Source organism: Maledivibacter halophilus (assembly GCF_900167445.1).
Lineage (GTDB): Bacteria > Bacillota > Clostridia > Peptostreptococcales > Caminicellaceae > Maledivibacter > Maledivibacter halophilus.
Window position 1 is genome coordinate 28,925 of sequence record NZ_FUZT01000015.1, and the last position, 18,726, is coordinate 47,650.

Sequence of the window (18,726 nt, forward strand, 5' to 3'; positions counted from 1 at the left end):
AACTATAATTTAACCTCCCACTCTAATGATTCTGACAGTAGATCTGTAATCTTTACTCTTACCGTTCCTGCATCTTTTGGTATAGAGTATTCTCCATTAACTATTTCGTTTTTTTCAGTGATATCCGTAATAGAAGGTTGCATTACAGCTCCATCATAATTAAAATCTATCATCACTGATTCAACTAATTGTCTCCAATCATCCACAAATTCTTTTTGTATACTTAGTTTCTGCAAAAGATTCATCGGGTAAAAATTTACTATCTTCAATATTCCATTATCTATTTCAACTTCAATTTCTGAGTCTCTTTTGAGCTCTAAAACACTTTTATCCCTCAATATATCAACTATTTCAATATCTAATTTATAATCACTTAACTCTTGTTCTAGAGACACCTTTAAGTCTGGCTCATGGCCCATACACACTAACAATAGTTTCTCAACTGGCTCATTTGTTTTTTCTGCTTTTCTTTTTTCAAAAGTTTTATATGGAAAATTGGCCTTTAATTCTTCTAAATCAGCTTTCGTAGATATCCTGTTAATTGGCATAATTTTAACCATTCTTCCATCCTTTTCTCCATCATAAATATTCCTAGAATCTACTGTTTGGATTTCTAATGCCTCAACTAATAATTCTTTAGCCTGTGCAGGATTTCTAAAGAAGTCATAGTTGTTTACATTGTATACTTCAAAACCTGTAAAGACGTCGTCTTTATCACTCAATTCTTTTTGTAAGCTTATTAACCTCTTAGTGGTAATTTGAATAGAGCCCATATTAATATCTGCACCAATAAACTTCCTACCTAATTTCATTGCTATAGCCTGACAGGTACCTGAACCCATAAAACAATCAAAGACTATATCTCCTTCATTAGATGAAGCTTTAATAATTCTCTCTAGAAGTTTTTCAGGTTTCTGGGTTGGATATCCTAACATCTCAGATCTAACTCTATCAGTAGTGTATATGTCAGTCCACCAGTCTTCGACAAGTTTACCACGTTCTTTAAGCTTTTCTATCTTATCAGCGTCTCCATCAGTACTGCCAAATACTTGTCCAGTATTATGAATTCCACTCTTATATTCTACAAAGTCCCCATTAAAATTATTATCCTTTGATTTAGAATAAAATAGAATGTTATCATGTTTTCTTGGAAAGGCACCTTTTGGAGCTGATGGGCCAGTATAACACCAGCTAATTTCATTTCTAAAGTTGTCTATTCCAAAAACCTCATCCATAATACACCTTAAATGATGCACTTTTCTATAATCACAGTGTAAATAGATACTGCCAGTATCAGATAATAGTTCTCTTAAAAGAATAAGTCTTTCATACATAAATTGTAAATACTCATCGTTACTCCATATATCTGTATATTGCTTTTCCTCAAAGAAGTTATTGTCATTAGTAATTTTTTTTCCTTTTAATTTGATCTTTTTCTTATAATCTGCTTTACTATCAAAAGGTGGATCGATATATATTAAGTCAATTTTACCTCTATATTCTCTTAACATATGGCTCATAACTTGGAGATTATCACCCCAAAATATCTTGTTCATCCACCCTTCTTTTTCATAGCCGTAACTTTCTTTTAATTGAGCTGGGAAATACTGTGTTGTTCTATATGGTCTTTTACCTGTCCAGTGTAATTCCGGATATCCTTTAATAGTTTTTTTTGCTTCAAATTCATAATTTTCAACTTTTAATTGTTCTTGCATCATTTAAACCTCCTTATCATTTTTTGCAATAATATCTCATGTCACAATTTGAGCATAAAACTTCAGACTGAGATAATTTAGTAAAGTCCTTTGACTGTATTTTTCCTACAATCTTATCAAACTCTTCAATCGTTTTATCTATAGATTTGCTGTTCTTAGGAAAAGAAATCACTGGAACTCCATCTTTCTCACCTGTATAATACAAATTTAACTTACTTACTTTTTCTCCAAATCTCTCTTCAATTATATGTGCATATACTTCCAACTGCCTCCTATACCTTTCAATTTTTTCTTTATCTCTGAATAAATCTGGCTTTTTCTCTGCTTTGAAATCAATAATTTCTAAAGTATTATTATCTCCTCTTACTAAATCTACAGTACCTTCTAAAATATAATCTTCTTTTACAAGGCTAATTTCAACCTCAGCTTCTCTAATTTTATCCCATAATTCTGCATTCCTAAGGGTATATCTAATCACTTGATTCAGTGCCGATTTTTGCTGGGATTCACCCAGATAAGTTCTTTCTTTTTTTACTAAATAGTTATAATTATTGTTAAACCATTCTGTTATCTTATCTTTAGTAATAAGTTTTTCTTCTTTCCTCAAGACTGCCTTATGAATATCTTCTATAGTTTGATGAACTAATGTACCAAAAAATGTAGCCCCCATCCTTACAGGTGTAAATCCTATCTCCTTAAAAAATTTATATTGTAAAGCACAGTTTTCATAAAGTAGTATGTGAGATGTAAATGAATAATTTGATTTTAGATTAACATCTTTTACATTATCAAATTCAAATTCACTAAAATCATAATCTAAATCCGATAACTCTGTAAGAGATTTATATGTCTTGTCAAAATATTTACTCGGCTCTTTTCCTCTACCTTCCTTTACATTTGCAGTCAATATTAACAAATTTTGCGCCCTTGAAAAAGCTGTATAATATAATCTCCAAAAATCATAATATTTAATACTATCCTTATGTTCAAATGAAGTCCTGTGAAAGTATTTAGTCTCTAACAAATCTAGTAAGTCATCATTATTTTTTCTTGGGGTTGAATTTAAAGACCCTACTACTACTATAGGGAACTCCAACCCCTTTGATTGATGTATAGTTAAAAATGATACACATCCACTTGGAGCATATTCAGTATCATCTTCAAACTCCTTTATACCACCATCAATTAAAAATTTCAAATACATATTGAACAAAAGCTCTGTATTCTTATCAATACTTTTAGGGGTTAATACAGAAATGTTATGCAAGTATTCATATTTTGCTACCATATTTAGAAATATAGATAAATTTCGTAAAGGTCTTAAGTCTGCAACTCCTTTAGATAAATCATCATCCAAGTAACTACGAAATGGTTCAAATTGAAATAATTGATAAATCAATCCTGAATATGCATAATCCATATTAGAATTACCGCTTAAATGTTCATAGGCTCGATGTTTAATCCAAGTCTTTAAATTGTCATTCTTACTCTCTCTTAAATAATTATTAAATAACAAGAGGCATGATATATAATATCTATTATGCTTTTCTCCTAAGTAGGTAAACTCATTTAGATTTAGTTTGTTTACATATAATGGGAATGTAGCGATTATTGCTCCAATGATAAGTTTAAGTTCTTTTCTATCAAAGAACATCTCAGACCTAGGTGAATAAACTCTTATATTATTTTTTTCTAAAAATCTAGAAAGTTTGATTACTCTTTCATTTTTTACTGATCTAAATAAAAAAGCTATTTGATTTAAATCAGTTATTTTTTTTGATTCCATTAATTTTTTGATAGTTTTTAAAATTTCAGTTTGCCATTCACTCTCTAACTCATCACTACTTACTTTCAATACACTTTCTACATCCTTTAGCCCTTCACGTCCAGGTATAATTTTTTTACTATATCTATATTTACCCCAGTGAAATTTGAATCTAGTACCATATGTAATATCCATCCATTTATTATAAAAGTCAATAATTTTTTTCTCTGAACGATAGTTTTTTACTAAGCTAATTTGTTTACACATACCTTTGGTAAACTTATTAGGAAATTCAAAAATATTCCTAATCGTTGCTCCTCTAAATCGATACAGACCTTGGTCATCATCGCCAACCACACAAATATTATTATGAGTTGAGCAAATTTTGAATATAATCTGTTCCTGAATATAATTTGTATCTTGATACTCATCAATCATTAAATACTTAATCTGGTTCTGTATTTTACTTAAAACTGATGTCTCTCTCATTAATAAATTAAAAGCTTCTAGTTGAATAGTTGAGAAATCTAATAAGTTTTCTTCTTCTGTCAACTGATTGTATATATCCATTACTTCTCTCAAAGCCTTAATGGATTCATTTTCATCGTTTATAAATTTTTCATAGTCAAGCAGCTCTTCATTTACCGTACTAATGTATTTGATTAATTTTGCTGATTGTCTCCATGTTCCTTTTTCATTTCCCATCAATAAATTAAAATTCTCAACTTCTCTAAACTTTGAGATATTTTGAAAAATTGTATATTGTTGTTCAAATCGATCTAGTAATCGGAAATTCTTTTTTAGTCGTGTATATTCAATATTATCTTTTATAATTCTCATACAAATTGAATGGAATGTACCTATATACATTTCATTTACATTTATTTTTATATTCGCTTTTATTAATTCATTAGATATTCTCGTTAGTATCTCTTTAGCTGCTTTCTCAGTAAATGTAGCTATCATTATATTATTGGGTTCCACATTTTTTTCAACAATCAAATACATGGCTCTCTTAACCAATGTAAAAGTTTTTCCAGTTCCAGGACCTGCTATTATAAGAAGAGGTCCTTCAGTTGTTATTATTGCTTCAATCTGCTCCTTATTTGCACTACCATACTTAAATTTGCTCATCCACAATACCACCTTACTATAATATGAGTACTTTTATCAACATCATAAAATCAGACCATTTATAAAGAACACTGAATATGGTTTTGTGTATCTGATATATAGATTTCTAGTAGGTCTTATTTGAAGTTTTGTTAACTATATTATTTGTGAAATAAGGATATATCATCGATACACTATCTCCCACAAATATTCCATACAACTACACAAAAATCCTTCTTTTTTCGCGTAATTATATGTATTGGACAAATAGTAGAACCTCCTCAAATAAAAACTCCCTCGAACTTAATCTGAGGAACCATATTATACACTATTTAATTCACTCATAATTCCTTAAAACTCTTAAAATCAATCTATTTCTTCTCTATCAACACGACAGTCTCCACAGCGGTGCATGAGGGAATATATCAATAAAAAACCACCGTTATATTGATACGGTTGACCATATCATAAATAATCATTAATATATATTTCATTGTTAACTTTTCAAAAATATTAAATTTGCATTTCTACATATATTTCCATTTTCCTTGCTAGAATACAATTTTCATTTATTTGTTTACAAACTAAACTATCTCTTTCGACAAAATTTGATATTAATTGCATTCAAATTATCCTATAATAGTTATGTATCAATATATATTTAAGGAGGTTTTTTTATGAGCAATTTATTTCTAATAATGTTTTTAGTATCTTTTGTTGCAATTGTAGCAGGAGTTATAAAACCCTCTCTTGCCATTATTAGATGGGGAGAAAAAAGAAACAGAAAAAAAGTCTTTGTTACATATGGATTATTACTTGTAGTAGCTTTTTCATTATTAACCATTACTGGCTGTACTGCAGATGAGGCAAATGCTAATAGTAATATTTCTGACTCTGAAAATCAAGAGCAAAACATATCTACTAATGAACAAAATAATACTAATACTCCTTCCGTAGAAGGAAATATGGAAGTTCATTTTCTTGATGTAGGCCAAGCTGACTCTATACTTATAAAGGCTCCTACAGGTGAAAATATGCTTATTGATGCTGGGAATAATGGAGATAGCGACCTAGTATACTCATATTTAAAAGAACAAAATGTTGAAAGGTTAAATGCTGTTATAGGCACTCATCCCCATGAGGATCATATTGGAAGTTTAGATACTGTTATAAATAATTTTAGTGTAGAAAAAGTTTATATGCCTAAAGCTTCATCTAATACTAAAACGTTCAAAGACGTTCTAACTTCTATCAAAAACAAGGGACTTAAAGTAACCACCCCTACTCCTGGAGATACTTTTAATTTAGGTGAAGCCAAATGTACTATACTAGCCCCTAATAGCAGTGATTATGATGATACTAATAATTACTCTATTGTTTTAAAAGTACAATATGGTAATAACTCTTTCCTTTTCACTGGTGATGCTGAAGACGTATCAGAAAATGAAATGTTATCAAAAGGATATGATTTAAAAGCTGATGTTCTTAAGGCTGGCCATCATGGAAGTGAAAGCTCCACTACTGAATCCTTTTTAAAAGTAGCATCTCCTAAACATGCTGTTATTTGTGTAGGCAAAGATAATAAATACGGCCATCCAGATAATGTTGTCTTAGAAAGATTGAAAAGCAATAATATAAATGTATATAGGACTGATGAATCAGGTACAATTGTGGTTACATCAGATGGACAAAATATTACTATTGATAAAAATGCTTCTGTTATAAAAGTTAATGCTCCACCGGTAGAAAATGTTGAAACTAAAGATATTCAAACAACTAATGAAGAAAAAGTACAAGAGCCAGAACCAGCTCCAACTAACAATGAAATAACCGTATATATCACTAATACCGGCTCCAAGTATCATTTAGGTGATTGCGGTTCTCTTAAAAAGAGTAAGATTCCTATTTCTCTTGAAGATGCTAAAAATCAAGGATATGGACCATGTGGTAGATGTCATCCCCCACAATAGGAAGGAGGGAATCACTGTTGAAGCTTGTAATAGATAGGTTTGAAGGAGATTATGCTGTCTGTGAGAAAGAAGATAGGATTATGATTGATATTGAAAAATCAAAACTACCTTCTGATGCTAAAGAAGGAGATGTAATTGTTTTAATAGATGGTAAATATTCAATTGACTTGGAAGAAACAAATAAAAGGAAAAAAGAGATTGAAAAGTTGATAGATGATTTATGGGAATAGGTTAATGATTTATATATTTAAAAACTCCTTTCTAGTTTAATTTGACAGTTCTTACTGGAAAGGAGTTTTTTTATTATAGACAAAAAAATGTCCTCTTATTGACTATAATTATATGTGGAGAATTTGGGATGAATATACTTCCTAAACTTTTCCAATAATTAAGTTTGCTATTAACATTGTGTTTATGCTGTTATGCTTATATACCCTTATTAATCACTATCCAAATAAAGAGTTTTTCATTACAACTACCTACCATCTTACAATATTTCACTTCCTCAAGCTTAACTTTAAGTTTTGGCTAATATCAGATGATGTCAAGTAGTTCAACTTGTTGATAATACCTACTAGCCCGATATCAACTAATTTTAACATATGCGAAATCTAAATATTTCAGCCTTAGTAATTTAAACCACAACAATCTACATGCTCACCAATGAATTGACCCAATCTAATACTCCGTTTAATTTAATCTGAAAATCTTTATTAAGCTTTTAATGTCCGAAACCTTCTATTTTCCATCCTGTCTGAGGAGATTCATAAACCATTTGACAATCCCAATCTTGTTGTCCACTTCCAATAGTTATCTCCTTATTGTATTGAAGGTCTACAGTTACTCTAAATATCTTTGTGTTTTTATCGGCTTCATCAATCAATTCAGTTTTAAATAGTTTTGCAGACTTCAGATTATCAAAGTTTGATTTAGCTCTAATACCAACGCCTGTTAAGGGCAATCCAATCCCTTCATTAAATAACTCCTCATTTATCATATTGGAAGTCAAATTCTCTAATAGAGCTTTTTTTGAGATGCAGTATCCTGAAGTATTAGCATCTTTTTGATCAAGAGACATAAAATATTCCGCAATAACCTGCTCCGGTTCTAATTTCGATAATCTTTTTTCGGTGCTATTATCTACCTTAATCATCTTTGAAAACCATTCATTAAGTGTTAGACCAGTCACTTTTTCAAAACCATTTCCTTTTAGGCTACAAGCATTAAAAGTACTATGGCGCCCAGCACTAATGAAAGCACCAATTATTTTGTCATTATCTTTCACAACAATACCTCTACCATCCTGTATCGGATAAAATTCCTGTGGCATGCTTTCATGAATCCTATAAATATTAATGTCTATATCTAGAGTATCAGAGTATTCACTCATGTCCAAACCAATATCCTTTGAGAGCTCATTGTTGTAAGCGAAATAATATGCATTTGGATTAAAACCAGTCAAGACTTTGATATTATTAAGCTTATCTTTCATTGAATTAATCTGGTAATCAACCGTCCATCCATATGTCTGAAATAAAGCTACTGCATCAGCATCATCTATATGAAAATCAATATTTGCATTCTCCATAAAGGAATTAATATACCGTGCAAAATCTATCCCAATCTCATAAAGACCACCATCTTTTACAACATATGCTTTGTCATACAGTGTATCGTAATAGAGTGAACAGCTATATCCACCAATGTCATTAGACAATTCTATTCTATATTGATTTGTGTGATTATTATTCAAGTTATCCTCTTGTGCGGGCGTTATACTGGTCTTAAGTGTTGAATCTATATATGCTACTGTTCGCGAATCATTTGTTTCAAATTTATTGGTTGGCTTAAATCCCATCATATCGGATAGAAAGTCAATTTTCACCTTATTATATTCTGTGTTATACATCACTTCTGGTATATCTGATAAATCTCCTGTTAAATCATCCTTCCTTTGAGCCGCACTGCCCTGCTTTGGGTTTGTAACAAGAGCAATTCCTACAACAATTACAATTATGAATGATATAGTCACCACCCAAAATCCTGGCTTTTTATAGTTTAGCACGTTTTTAATCCTCCTTTTTATATTGCCCTCACCAAAAGCTAAAGGACTTCCATTAAAGATATGCTTTCCAGTAGCTAAAGAAAATAAAGAATTGGTATAATGTTTTTTAATGTCTCTATCCATTTCTTTCAATACTCTCTCATCACAGGATAGCTCCATATCTATACTCATTAACATAAATGTAATCCATACCAATGGAGTGAACCTCCACCACTTACGCCTATCAGCTGAGAAGTGGTGACTTCTTAGGTCTAGCCTAAGAAGTTTTCCTGCTTCTCAGAGTTATGCCTTCTATGTTAGCAAGGTCTTATTTGACTCTCCACAGGCTCAATCCGTAGTCCCTACGGTGTTTTATTTACGCTACATTTTCTTTTTTTAGTTCTTTTATTCCTTGCTTTAGTATATTTATACTTGCATTTACATCTCTATCTATATTTTTTATACCACATTTAGGACAATCCCATTTTCTTATACTCAAGGGCATCTCTTCCATAACATGTCCGCAATATGAACATATCTTGCTACTTGGGAACCACTTATCTATCTTGTGTATTGCCCTTGCATACCATTTTGTTTTATATTCTAAGTAAGTATAGAATTTATGCCAACTTACATCTGCAATGTTTTTTGCTAGCTTTTTATTCTTCATCATATTTTTTACTGCTAAATCTTCAAGAATTATGACTTGGTTTTCGTCTACAATTCTTTTAGATAATTTATGTAGAAAATCTTGTCTTTGATGCTTTATTTTTTCATGTAATTTAGCTACTTTTTGTTTTTGTTTGTACCAGTTATTACTATACTCTTGTTTTTTACTTAATTTTTTTGCTCCTTTGCTAATTTTTTTGTAAATTTGTTTAGATATTTATGATTTTTTATTTTTTACCATTAGATAATATAGCAAAATCTTTGATACCTAAGTCAACTCCTATTTTTTTATTCGATTTTTCCATAGGTTCTATCTCTAGTTCTGTAATTATAGAAACATAATATTTGTTTGGTTGATGAAGTGTTGAGGAGATATGTTGAGTGTTGCTCTACTGTTTCTTGATTGATGATAAAATTTAAAGTGCCCCGAGGTTTTAGCCTCGGGGTTTTGGTATTTCTAGCTAAGTTTAGATAATCAATTTATTATTGAATAAAGCAATAACTACATCCATCTGTCCATTATGTGATTTATATTTTCCTTCCATTGTAAGCCACCATAGTCTTTTAGGATCTTCTACCAATTCAGGATTTTCTTTTAGTATATCTAATGCTTTAAGTGCATACTTTTTATTTTTTATAGAATTTGTATATTCTCCAGGATAAACTCCTTTTACTATTCCTTCTTCACATAGACCTAAAAAAGCATTCCTTGGACATCCTTTCTTTTGACTTGGAGATTTATATCCAAACATTACAGTAGTAACAATATCCCAAGCTTCTCTAGGACTATATTTATTATATGATCTAATTAATTCAACAGTTTTTACTGCAGCTATACCATATTTACTCATACCTTTGTCCTCCTTTTATGAATAAATAATAGTTGTGCTATTTATAAAAATTATATCACTAAACTTTTCATTAAAATTAAATTCGACAATTTTATATTACCAAAATTAAAAAAATATGTTAAAATAGAACATAAGTTCGTTATGTAAAGGGGGAATTATATGATTGAGACTGAACAGCTTGAATCCATAATCAATAATTCAGGTATTGTCAAAGAATTTGCTCCTCTCCCCTACTCCGCTTTGGGATATTTTTATTCTGATGGGGATTTTCATTTGATCCTTATTAATAAAGAAATCCAAAGGGATGAGAGACTATATCGAACTATTCTTGCTGAAGAAGTGGGGCACTACAAAACTGCTGTTGGAGATTATACTCCAAAAAGAAAAATGATATATTCAGAAAGAATAGCTATAGATAAAAAGGAGCTGCTTGCTCTTAGATGGGCAACAAATTTTCTATTACCGACTGAGCTACTCTTGAAGGCCATTAAAGATAGGTTGGTTGGGACCGTTGACGAGATACTTGATTATTTTTATGTTACTCAAGAATTCTTCGTACATAAGCTAAAATTTATGGCCAAGGAAAAGATTAAATGGCAAATTGATGAAAAGAAATATTTGGTTTTGACTAGTTTGCCTAGTTTGTATATTTATGAGGAAATTTGAGTTGATAGTCCAGGAAGCTATTCTTTTATTTCCTGGACTGGATTGAATTAGTTACTCTTTTCTATTTGACTAGTATCACAGTGTGTTTCAATTTGTTGATCATTTTCTTTTTCTTTATTTTCCTTCTTAATTTTCTTCTTTTTAATTATTCTATAATATTTATCATCACATAGAGCCCAAGGGTATAATTTGAATAATCCAATAATATCTTGTTTAAAACTATGTTCTTCACAAGATGAAAACCTAGAATACTTGTATAGCTTGTATTCTTTTTTGCAAACTCTACAATAATAATTAGCTGTTTTTTCTACATATTCCTTATTATAATAGTATTTTTTAAATCTCCCTATTACATTTATTAGCTTATTTATTCCACATCTCAAAATAAAAAGAACACCAATAATTGACGTAATAATTACAATCAAAATCCAAGCAGAAATTAAAACATCTAAAGTTTTATTATTTGTGCCGTCCGATAAAGGTTTACTTAGCCACCTAAATAAGAAAGAGATAGCAAGTCTAAAATAAAAGAGACTAGTCAAGAAAACACAAAATTTTATCATTGTCCACTCTATTTTTATATACCACGATTTAAAGAACTTATTCTTTCGAACTGTAAAATTATTATTATAAATATCCTGCAGCTCATCAAAATCTTTCCTTAGCTTTAGAAAAATTTTATCTTTTAAGTTTTCATATTCTATCTTAGAAGCTTCATCATTTATTTTCTCTTCATGCTTTTCTTCAATTTTTTCAAGTTCCAATATATTGGTTAGTAAAGAATCAGAAAGTAAATATCCATACTTACTAATTAATTCCTTAGCACATTCGGATAAAAAATAACCTGTCTCTGGCATTTTATAAAATTCAATTAATAATGGTGTGTATATTTTTCCCATTTTTTCTTTTAGAACTTCTTCAAAGTTATTTTTTGATTCATATTTATGCTTAACAAAAAAAGTTACACATTGAATGATTAATCCAAGTATAGTTATTACCCCTGTAATTACAGCTGCCCACATAGGAGGGTTTTTCATTAAATCAGTCATGTATTAACCTCCAAATCCAATAATAAATTTTTCAATTAGCTTAAAATCTATGCATAATTCATTCTAAATATTTTTCCCATCTCCTCTTACAAACACTATAGTTAAATATTATTTTATCAGCATATGGAAGATATAAATATATTAATATTTTTGTGACATTATTTCAGAAATAAACACAGAGATTTTTTTAGCCTGACTATTTACATGTGTAGGATATGTAACAAATACGTTCTTCTTTGCCCTAGTAAGTGCAACGTACATAAGTCTTCTCTCTTCTTCAATAGTTGAAATTGGTGTTGCAACACTTCTATACTTTTCAAGCTCTTCTTTACTCATATTTTTTTGTGCTTTAGCACTAGGTATCCCCCCATCATAACAGCCAATATTAAAAACATTTTCAAAGGCTAATCCTTTACTTTTATGAATAGTAAGTAAATAAACTGCATTTAATTGCTTGTTTTCATATTTTTTTAATTTATCTTTTCTTTCTTTATTAAATGTTTCAGAATTATTTTTCCATTCATACAATTCCTTAAAAGTATTAAATGCTTGCAGTTCATTTTTTATGTTTTTCCAATCATCTATATCACTATAAGTAGCAGGAAAATTCATAATACAGTCTAAAAGTTCGTGAAGGTTTGTATCCTTAGTATTCTCGATGTTTGTTAAATACTTTAGATATTTGCTAATATTATCTTTATGTTTTTTAAAATATTTTTGCTTAGCCCTCTCTGAACCAAGGTTCTTCAAATTTCTATCGTTAGACTTAGTTTCTATAAGTTTTATAACATCATCATATGTCATAGATATACCATTTAATCTCCGATACTCTACTATACTAGAACTTTTCACAAAATACTTATTTAATAAGTTTTTTAAGATTCCATTTTTCCCGAACCATATTTCATTTTTATCTGTATTTTGGTCAGTTAATTTAATCCAAGGCTCAAAAAACTTCATGAAAGTTTTATTTTTAAATATACTTAAATCTATTTCTTCATCTATAACAAAAGGGATTTTTCTCTTTTCTAACTCCTGCAATATTCTTGTTACTTGATGCTTAGCTCGATACAATATTGAACATTTAGTATAATTAGGATTACTTTTATCTACTATTTCTTCTCCAGACTCTTCGTCTTCATATGTAAAAAAGCCTGTGCTTAATTCATGTATTTTTTTTATAATGAAATCAGATTCTTTTTCTTCACAGTCAAATTCTTTTACAAAAGTACACTCATGGTCTTCTTTATTATGAGATTCCATTGGAGGTATCTTATTAGAACTATTATTACTAATAAGTACGTTAGCTTTTTGAACTATTTGTTGCTTAGATCGATAATTCTTCATTAGGTTAATAGTATAAAGACTTGGATAATCTTGTTTAAACTCTTGAATATATTTTGAATCGGACCCTCTAAATGCATATATTGATTGATTTGGATCCCCAACTATAATAACTTTAGCTAAATTTTCCTTATCAGGAGGTGAAAGCAATTTTAATACATCAATTTGTAATTGGTTTGTATCTTGAAATTCATCAATGAATATATAATCAAACCTAGTTTCAATATATTCTTTTACACTATCTAGTTGTAGAGCTTTATATATATTAAGTATTTGATCATCAAAAACCATTATATTTTCTTCTTTTCGAATTTTTTCAAACTCATTAAGCATTTTGTAAAATTTCTCACTTACTCTATCATCATTCTCCTGTTGATTCATTTTGGCATATTTATCATCATATTGATCTCTGATAAATTGTTTTACTTCCTCATAGGAATAATTTAAACTTTGCCAATAAGAAATTCTGTCTGCAATACAATTCTCATCGTTTTCTAATTCTTCAAACTTGTCAAGCCCATATTTTTTAATAAGTTTATTTAAAATAGAATTGTATTGAATTTTATCGCTATCTATATCCTCGTACTCACAACTTCCATCTTTCTTAGCATTCTTAATTTTAGGTAGTATAATATTTAATGCATCTATTTCATTTTGAGTTAAAATATTCTTCCTAATTAACTCTTTTATAACAATGTTTTTAAAAACACTATTAAAAGTACCTATAGACATTCTATTCACTCTCGTATCAAAAGACGAAAATTCCTCTATTCTTTCTTTCATCTCAGTGGCTGCTTTTCTTGTAAATGTAATCATACAAATTCTTTTATAATCTACATCTTCCATTTGATTTAGATATACAGCTTTTGCACAAATAGTTTGAGTTTTCCCTGAACCAGCACCAGCAACTATTCTTAAATGACCTTTATTATATCTAATTGCTTCAGTTTGTTCCTGGTTAAATGGGTTTCCATCATTCTTTTTCCGCATATCTTCAAAAAATACTCTGTCATCATCGTACTTATTAACTATCTCACTTTTATTTTTTTTATTCTCATCTATATTTATCGAACCATAAAGTCTACTATATACATTTATTAATTTCGAAGTAGTCTCTACATCTTCCTTATACGTTTCTAATGTGATAGCACTTTCTTTAATAGAGCACTCAAAACAATCAATTTTACTTTTTAATTCTCTTAATTCCTCTTCACGTTCTTTAATTCTATCAGTTAATTCATCCAGCTCTCTCTTGTATTTAGTTTTTTCAAATTGTAAATTCCTATTATCCTCTTGTAATGTCATTATTTCTTTTTTAGCTTGTTTCTTCTCTGATATCTCTATTAATAGCTGATTATTTTGTGCCTTTAATAGTTCTAGTTCAGCAAGTAATTGTTGCTTTCCAGTAAGTTTATCTAATAGTCTCATTATTATTTCCTTTCTATTCTCTCTTTGAGTTTATCTATGATCAATAAATATTTTTTGATGACTTTAAAGCAAAATTTATTTTATTTTCTCATAATACACTTATTTACATTTTAAACGATCTTGAAGTTATTTTTTGTAAATTACTGTCGACTTTCTGTTTTTTATGTTGTTTTTTTATTTAACTTATAATCTCTTAATATTTATGCTAAAATATAATCAAACACACGTTCGATTATAGAAAGGAGTAGTTACTATGCCAACAGCAGCAATCTACGCAAGAAAATCTAAAGCCACCGATAAAGGTGAATCTTTAGAAAACCAAATAAACAGGGGAAAAGCTCTATGTGAGCTCCGTGAATGGGACCATGTAGTGTATGAGGATTATGATGTTTCAGGTAAGACTTTAGAACGTCCTGGATTTGAAAGAATGATGAAGGATATACATAATGGGAAAATAAATTATGTAGTATGTTACAAGCTAGATAGAATTTCTAGAAGTGTAAATGACTTTTCTAATCTAATTGAAGAACTTAACTCTATAGATATAGGTTTTATTTGTATTAAAGATAATTTTGACACTTCTACACCCATGGGCCGAGCAATGATGTACATAACCAGTGTATTCGCTCAGCTAGAAAGAGAAACTATTGCTGAAAGAGTTAAAGATAACATGATTGACCGTGCTAAAATGGGAAAATGGAATGGTGGACCAGTACCATATGGTTTTGATCTACTTAAAGAAACTATAGAGAATAATGGAAGAAATAAAAAGATTTCAAAATTAGTAATAAATAATGATGAAGCAGCAAAAATAAAAGAGTTTTATAAATGGTATTTAGAATCTGATGGCTCTATAAGAAGTAATACTACCAGAGCAAATGAAAAAGGATATAAAACTAAAAATAGAACTGATTGGTCTCATAACCAAATGTCCAGGATATTAAAAAATCCCCTTTATTGTATAGCAGACCCTGAAGTTTATACCTACTTTAAAAATAATACTGACGTGCAAATAATAAACGATAAGGAAGATTTTAATGGTACTACAAATGGTCTAATGTATTATAATCGCAGAAAATCCCATAAAAAGACTACTAGAAAACGCAATAAAGATGAATGGATTTTAGCTATCGGAGAACACCATGGAATTATTTCTGGGGAAATATTCAAAAGTGTACAGGAAAAGTTAAATTTCAACAAAAGCAGAGCTCCAAGAGAAGGAAAAAGTTATATATCTCCTCTATCCGGACTTGTTAAATGTGACAGGTGCGATGCTTCTATGTCTGTATTTGGTAGTAACAAATCTAAAAAACGATACAGATATTTTAGATGTATAACTAAAGAACAAAAGGCCAAAGTACTTTGCGATAATAGCAACGTAAGAGCTGATATTTTGGAAGATTTAATAGTTAATCATATTATTGGTCTATGTGATAATAAAAAATTAATACAGGAGCTAATAGAAAACGGCAACAATGAAATAGAAAACAATAAACTCCCTCTAGTGGCTAAAAGAAATAAATTTTATAATAAATTGGATAGTATCGAAAATGAAATAAACAATCTTGCATCTGCTTTAGGAAAAGGTACACTCCCAGAATTGATTATTAAAAAGAGATATAAAGAACTTGAAAAAAACAAGCAAGATATTAAAACTAGACTTAATAATATAGAATATGAACTTAATAGTAGCTATGAATATAGCTATGATTTAGAAAGCATTATTCAATACATAAAAGATTTTAAAAACTCATATAGATATTTACACTTTAATGAAAAGAAAAAGCTTTTGAAAAGTATTGTAAAAGAAATAAGAATTAATAGAAACATAGTTAAGCTAGAGCTATATTTTCTTCCAAGTCAAAAATATGATAGTTCTTCATTTTGCTTACGCAAGGACATGGATTCATACTAGCAACTAAAATAAATTTTGATGGATATGTTACCGTTGCATTTACTCTAGAAATAGTTACTTTTTCATCTTCCATAGGTTGTCTTAACACTTCTAAATGGTTCTTTTGAAATTCTGTAAGTTCATCTAGAAACAAAACTCCTAGATGAGCTAAAGAAACGTCTCCAGGTTTAGGTGTTTTGCCTCCACCTATCAATGAAACTTTTGATGTGGTATGATGAGGCGCAATAAATGGCCTGACCTTTATTAGACCTTTATTACTTGGCAAAAGACCGGAAATACTGTATATTTTTGTTACTTCAATTGATTCTTCTATGTCCATGTCGGGGAGTATAGTGGGAAATCTTCTGGCCAGCATAGTTTTTCCTGAGCCTGGAGGACCAATTAATAATATATTATGTCCTCCTGCAGCTGCTATCTCCATAGCTCTTTTGACTCCCTGTTGTCCTGACACTTCACTAAAATCCATATTATAGATTCTATGCTTTTGATTTTCATTTTTGGTATTTATTTTCTTTTGTATATTAAACTCCCCACGGAAAAAATCTATAACCTCCGCTAGATTTTCAAAGGGATAAACCTCAATATCTTCAATAATACTAGCTTCATTATAATTATCAATTGGCAAAATAATTTTTCTATATCCTTTTTCTCTTAAAGAAATAACAATAGGAAGAACCCCAATAACCTTGTTCAACTTACCATTTAAAGATAGCTCACCAATAAAGACATATTCAGACAAATCTTTATTAGAAATCTGATTTGAAGCACTTAATAATCCAACTGCCATAGGTAAATCCAAATGAGTACCTTCCTTTTTTGTATTGGCAGGGGCTAAATTTATAGTTAATCTCTTAATTGGAAAATTAAATCCGGAATTCTTTATAGCTGCTCTTATTCTCTCCTTTGATTCTCTAACTGTAGTATCAGGAAGCCCAACTATTGAAAAAGAAGGTAAACCATTGGATATATCTGTTTCTACATTTACTATTTCTCCATCAAGACCAATAAGAACACAGCTAATAATATTTGACAACACCTGTAGATCACCCTTTATAATTTGAGTATTTTAGTTATAATTCAATATTTTTTTCAAATACCCTTCTTTATTTTACAATTTTTCCATTTATTTATAGATTAATGCTCATAAAATTCTAAAGACGAAGGGAGAAGCTAAAGATTATAAGATAAAAATAAATGTATATAAAACAAAACTGTGGAGCTTTAAAAAATCATCATAGATCTTTTAAAGATTCCACAGTTTTTGAATCTAATTTGCCCTAGCAAATTATTTTAAATTTAATCTTCTATTATTTTATTAACAATTTTTTCAGTCAAAGGAATAGCTATATTAGCTAAAGGAATAGATATACCTACTCCAACTAAAGAAGAATTTAAAAAAGCTTTTAAAAAGTCTTTAGTAAATCCTACGTTTATTATTACCATAAAGAACGCAATTGGAACAGATATTAATATTGCTGCTATACATGAAAATATAATACCCTTGTACTTTTTGTTTATTTTGATTTTCTTAACCCCCTTTTATAAATTATTACTTATTTTTTATCATTAGACTTCTCTAATGCTCTTAAAGACATATCCTTTAATACTCTAGAGACCTCTTTAATCTCATCATTGCTAATATTCACTGAAATAATTTTATCCCATGAATTTAATGCCCCATCTATCCTAGATTTTATTGATAAAGCCTTATTAGTAACACAAATTCTATAAGCCCTTTTGTCATCTTCATCTTTATATCTCTTAATATAACCTTTCCTTTCAAGTTTTTTTAAACTTCTTGCTGTCAATGCCTTATCAATATAGTACATAGAAGATAATTTTTCCTGATTCAGTTCTTTATTTTCATATAGTTTTATTAAAAAAATATATTCTGAAGATGTTATATTTAAATCTTTTAATTCATTATTAATATAAATTTGAAACTGTCTGTATATAAGAGAAATCCATTTGCCTAGTTCCTCATATATGTTTTCCATAATTTATCACCTATTTTAATTATAGGTAATTTTAGATGACATGTCAACATTATACTAGATTTCGTTTTAGATATTATTCGAAATTTATATAAATATAGTTCAACTAACTCCCATAACCACTGGTAAAGAAATCTCAGTGGCTACTTCCATTTCTTTACTTTCTCAGTCATACATCCATAGATAAACAAAATTTATTAAAC

At 29.3% G+C, this 18,726-nt stretch carries 14 protein-coding genes; 4 read left to right on the top strand and 10 right to left on the bottom strand.

What is annotated here, in order from left to right; all coding sequences use genetic code 11:
• Nucleotides 1-2: 2 nt before the first annotated feature.
• Both B5X81_RS22240 and B5X81_RS22245 read right to left on the bottom strand, forming a co-directional pair.
• Nucleotides 3-1,718, bottom strand: coding sequence for a DNA methyltransferase (locus B5X81_RS22240; protein WP_244282210.1), 1,716 nt, complete (start codon nt 1,716-1,718; stop codon nt 3-5).
• A 13-nt stretch (nt 1,719-1,731) separates the two neighbouring features.
• Complete coding sequence (locus tag B5X81_RS22245) at nt 1,732-4,614, bottom strand: ATP-dependent helicase (protein ID WP_079495026.1); 2,883 nt, start codon at nt 4,612-4,614, stop codon at nt 1,732-1,734.
• Between the two features lie 656 nt (nt 4,615-5,270).
• Between B5X81_RS22245 and B5X81_RS22250 the strand changes: the two genes are divergently transcribed.
• Nucleotides 5,271-6,563 carry a ComEC/Rec2 family competence protein gene (locus B5X81_RS22250; RefSeq protein WP_139380439.1) on the top strand — a complete coding sequence of 431 codons (1,293 nt, stop codon included), beginning with the start codon at nt 5,271-5,273 and terminating at the stop codon, nt 6,561-6,563.
• 17 nt (nt 6,564-6,580) lie between these two features.
• Nucleotides 6,581-6,793 (top strand): DUF3006 domain-containing protein, encoded by a 213-nt coding sequence (locus B5X81_RS22255; RefSeq protein WP_079495028.1) that lies wholly within the window; start codon nt 6,581-6,583, stop codon nt 6,791-6,793.
• A gap of 491 nt (nt 6,794-7,284) precedes the next feature.
• Here the strand turns inward: B5X81_RS22255 and B5X81_RS22260 are convergent, their stop codons facing one another.
• From B5X81_RS22260 to B5X81_RS22270, 3 genes are all read right to left on the bottom strand, one after another.
• Nucleotides 7,285-8,823, bottom strand: coding sequence for a DUF4829 domain-containing protein (locus tag B5X81_RS22260; protein WP_330397436.1), 1,539 nt, complete (start codon nt 8,821-8,823; stop codon nt 7,285-7,287).
• A 160-nt stretch (nt 8,824-8,983) separates the two neighbouring features.
• A complete protein-coding gene (locus B5X81_RS22265; RefSeq protein ID WP_079495029.1) occupies nt 8,984-9,493 on the bottom strand; it encodes an RNA-guided endonuclease TnpB family protein in 510 nt (169 codons plus the stop codon).
• 250 nt (nt 9,494-9,743) lie between these two features.
• Nucleotides 9,744-10,127 (bottom strand): DUF6979 family protein, encoded by a 384-nt coding sequence (locus B5X81_RS22270; RefSeq protein WP_079495031.1) that lies wholly within the window; start codon nt 10,125-10,127, stop codon nt 9,744-9,746.
• Nucleotides 10,128-10,286: 159 nt separating this feature from the next.
• On the opposite strand from B5X81_RS22270, the gene B5X81_RS22275 reads away from it, so the two are divergent.
• Entirely contained in the window at nt 10,287-10,793 is a 507-nt protein-coding gene (locus tag B5X81_RS22275) for an ImmA/IrrE family metallo-endopeptidase (protein WP_079495032.1), read from the top strand.
• Between the two features lie 47 nt (nt 10,794-10,840).
• Here the strand turns inward: B5X81_RS22275 and B5X81_RS22280 are convergent, their stop codons facing one another.
• Both B5X81_RS22280 and B5X81_RS22285 read right to left on the bottom strand, forming a co-directional pair.
• Nucleotides 10,841-11,842 (bottom strand): hypothetical protein, encoded by a 1,002-nt coding sequence (locus B5X81_RS22280; RefSeq protein ID WP_079495034.1) that lies wholly within the window; start codon nt 11,840-11,842, stop codon nt 10,841-10,843.
• Nucleotides 11,843-11,983: 141 nt separating this feature from the next.
• Entirely contained in the window at nt 11,984-14,614 is a 2,631-nt protein-coding gene (locus tag B5X81_RS22285; protein ID WP_079495035.1) for an ATP-dependent helicase, read from the bottom strand.
• Nucleotides 14,615-14,867: 253 nt separating this feature from the next.
• Between B5X81_RS22285 and B5X81_RS22290 the strand changes: the two genes are divergently transcribed.
• Complete coding sequence (locus B5X81_RS22290; RefSeq protein WP_079495037.1) at nt 14,868-16,529, top strand: recombinase family protein; 1,662 nt, start codon at nt 14,868-14,870, stop codon at nt 16,527-16,529.
• Here B5X81_RS22290 and B5X81_RS22295 read toward each other — a convergent pair.
• From B5X81_RS22295 to B5X81_RS22305, 3 genes are all read right to left on the bottom strand, one after another.
• A complete protein-coding gene (locus B5X81_RS22295) occupies nt 16,447-17,565 on the bottom strand; it encodes a YifB family Mg chelatase-like AAA ATPase (protein WP_079495038.1) in 1,119 nt (372 codons plus the stop codon). The genes B5X81_RS22290 and B5X81_RS22295 overlap by 83 nt on opposite strands.
• Before the next feature lie 260 nt (nt 17,566-17,825).
• On the bottom strand, nt 17,826-18,053 hold the full coding sequence (locus B5X81_RS22300; RefSeq protein ID WP_330397441.1) for a DUF2798 domain-containing protein: 228 nt from the start codon (nt 18,051-18,053) through the stop codon (nt 17,826-17,828).
• 29 nt (nt 18,054-18,082) lie between these two features.
• The gene (locus B5X81_RS22305) at nt 18,083-18,526 is read right to left on the bottom strand and encodes a MarR family winged helix-turn-helix transcriptional regulator (RefSeq protein ID WP_079495041.1); all 444 of its coding nucleotides are present in this window, start codon (nt 18,524-18,526) and stop codon (nt 18,083-18,085) included.
• Nucleotides 18,527-18,726: the final 200 nt, after the last annotated feature.

Excerpts from the sequence above, each read along its gene's own strand:
- B5X81_RS22275 (WP_079495032.1), top strand. The coding sequence starts at position 10,287 with ATGATTGAGACTGAACAGCTTGAATCCATAATCAATAATTCAGGTATT.
- B5X81_RS22250 (WP_139380439.1), top strand. The coding sequence starts at position 5,271 with ATGAGCAATTTATTTCTAATAATGTTTTTAGTATCTTTTGTTGCAATT.
- B5X81_RS22290 (WP_079495037.1), top strand. The coding sequence starts at position 14,868 with ATGCCAACAGCAGCAATCTACGCAAGAAAATCTAAAGCCACCGATAAA.
- B5X81_RS22240 (WP_244282210.1), bottom strand. The coding sequence starts at position 1,718 with ATGATGCAAGAACAATTAAAAGTTGAAAATTATGAATTTGAAGCAAAA.
- B5X81_RS22285 (WP_079495035.1), bottom strand. The coding sequence starts at position 14,614 with ATGAGACTATTAGATAAACTTACTGGAAAGCAACAATTACTTGCTGAA.
- B5X81_RS22305 (WP_079495041.1), bottom strand. The coding sequence starts at position 18,526 with ATGGAAAACATATATGAGGAACTAGGCAAATGGATTTCTCTTATATAC.
- B5X81_RS22270 (WP_079495031.1), bottom strand. The coding sequence starts at position 10,127 with ATGAGTAAATATGGTATAGCTGCAGTAAAAACTGTTGAATTAATTAGA.
- B5X81_RS22280 (WP_079495034.1), bottom strand. The coding sequence starts at position 11,842 with ATGACTGATTTAATGAAAAACCCTCCTATGTGGGCAGCTGTAATTACA.
- B5X81_RS22245 (WP_079495026.1), bottom strand. The coding sequence starts at position 4,614 with ATGAGCAAATTTAAGTATGGTAGTGCAAATAAGGAGCAGATTGAAGCA.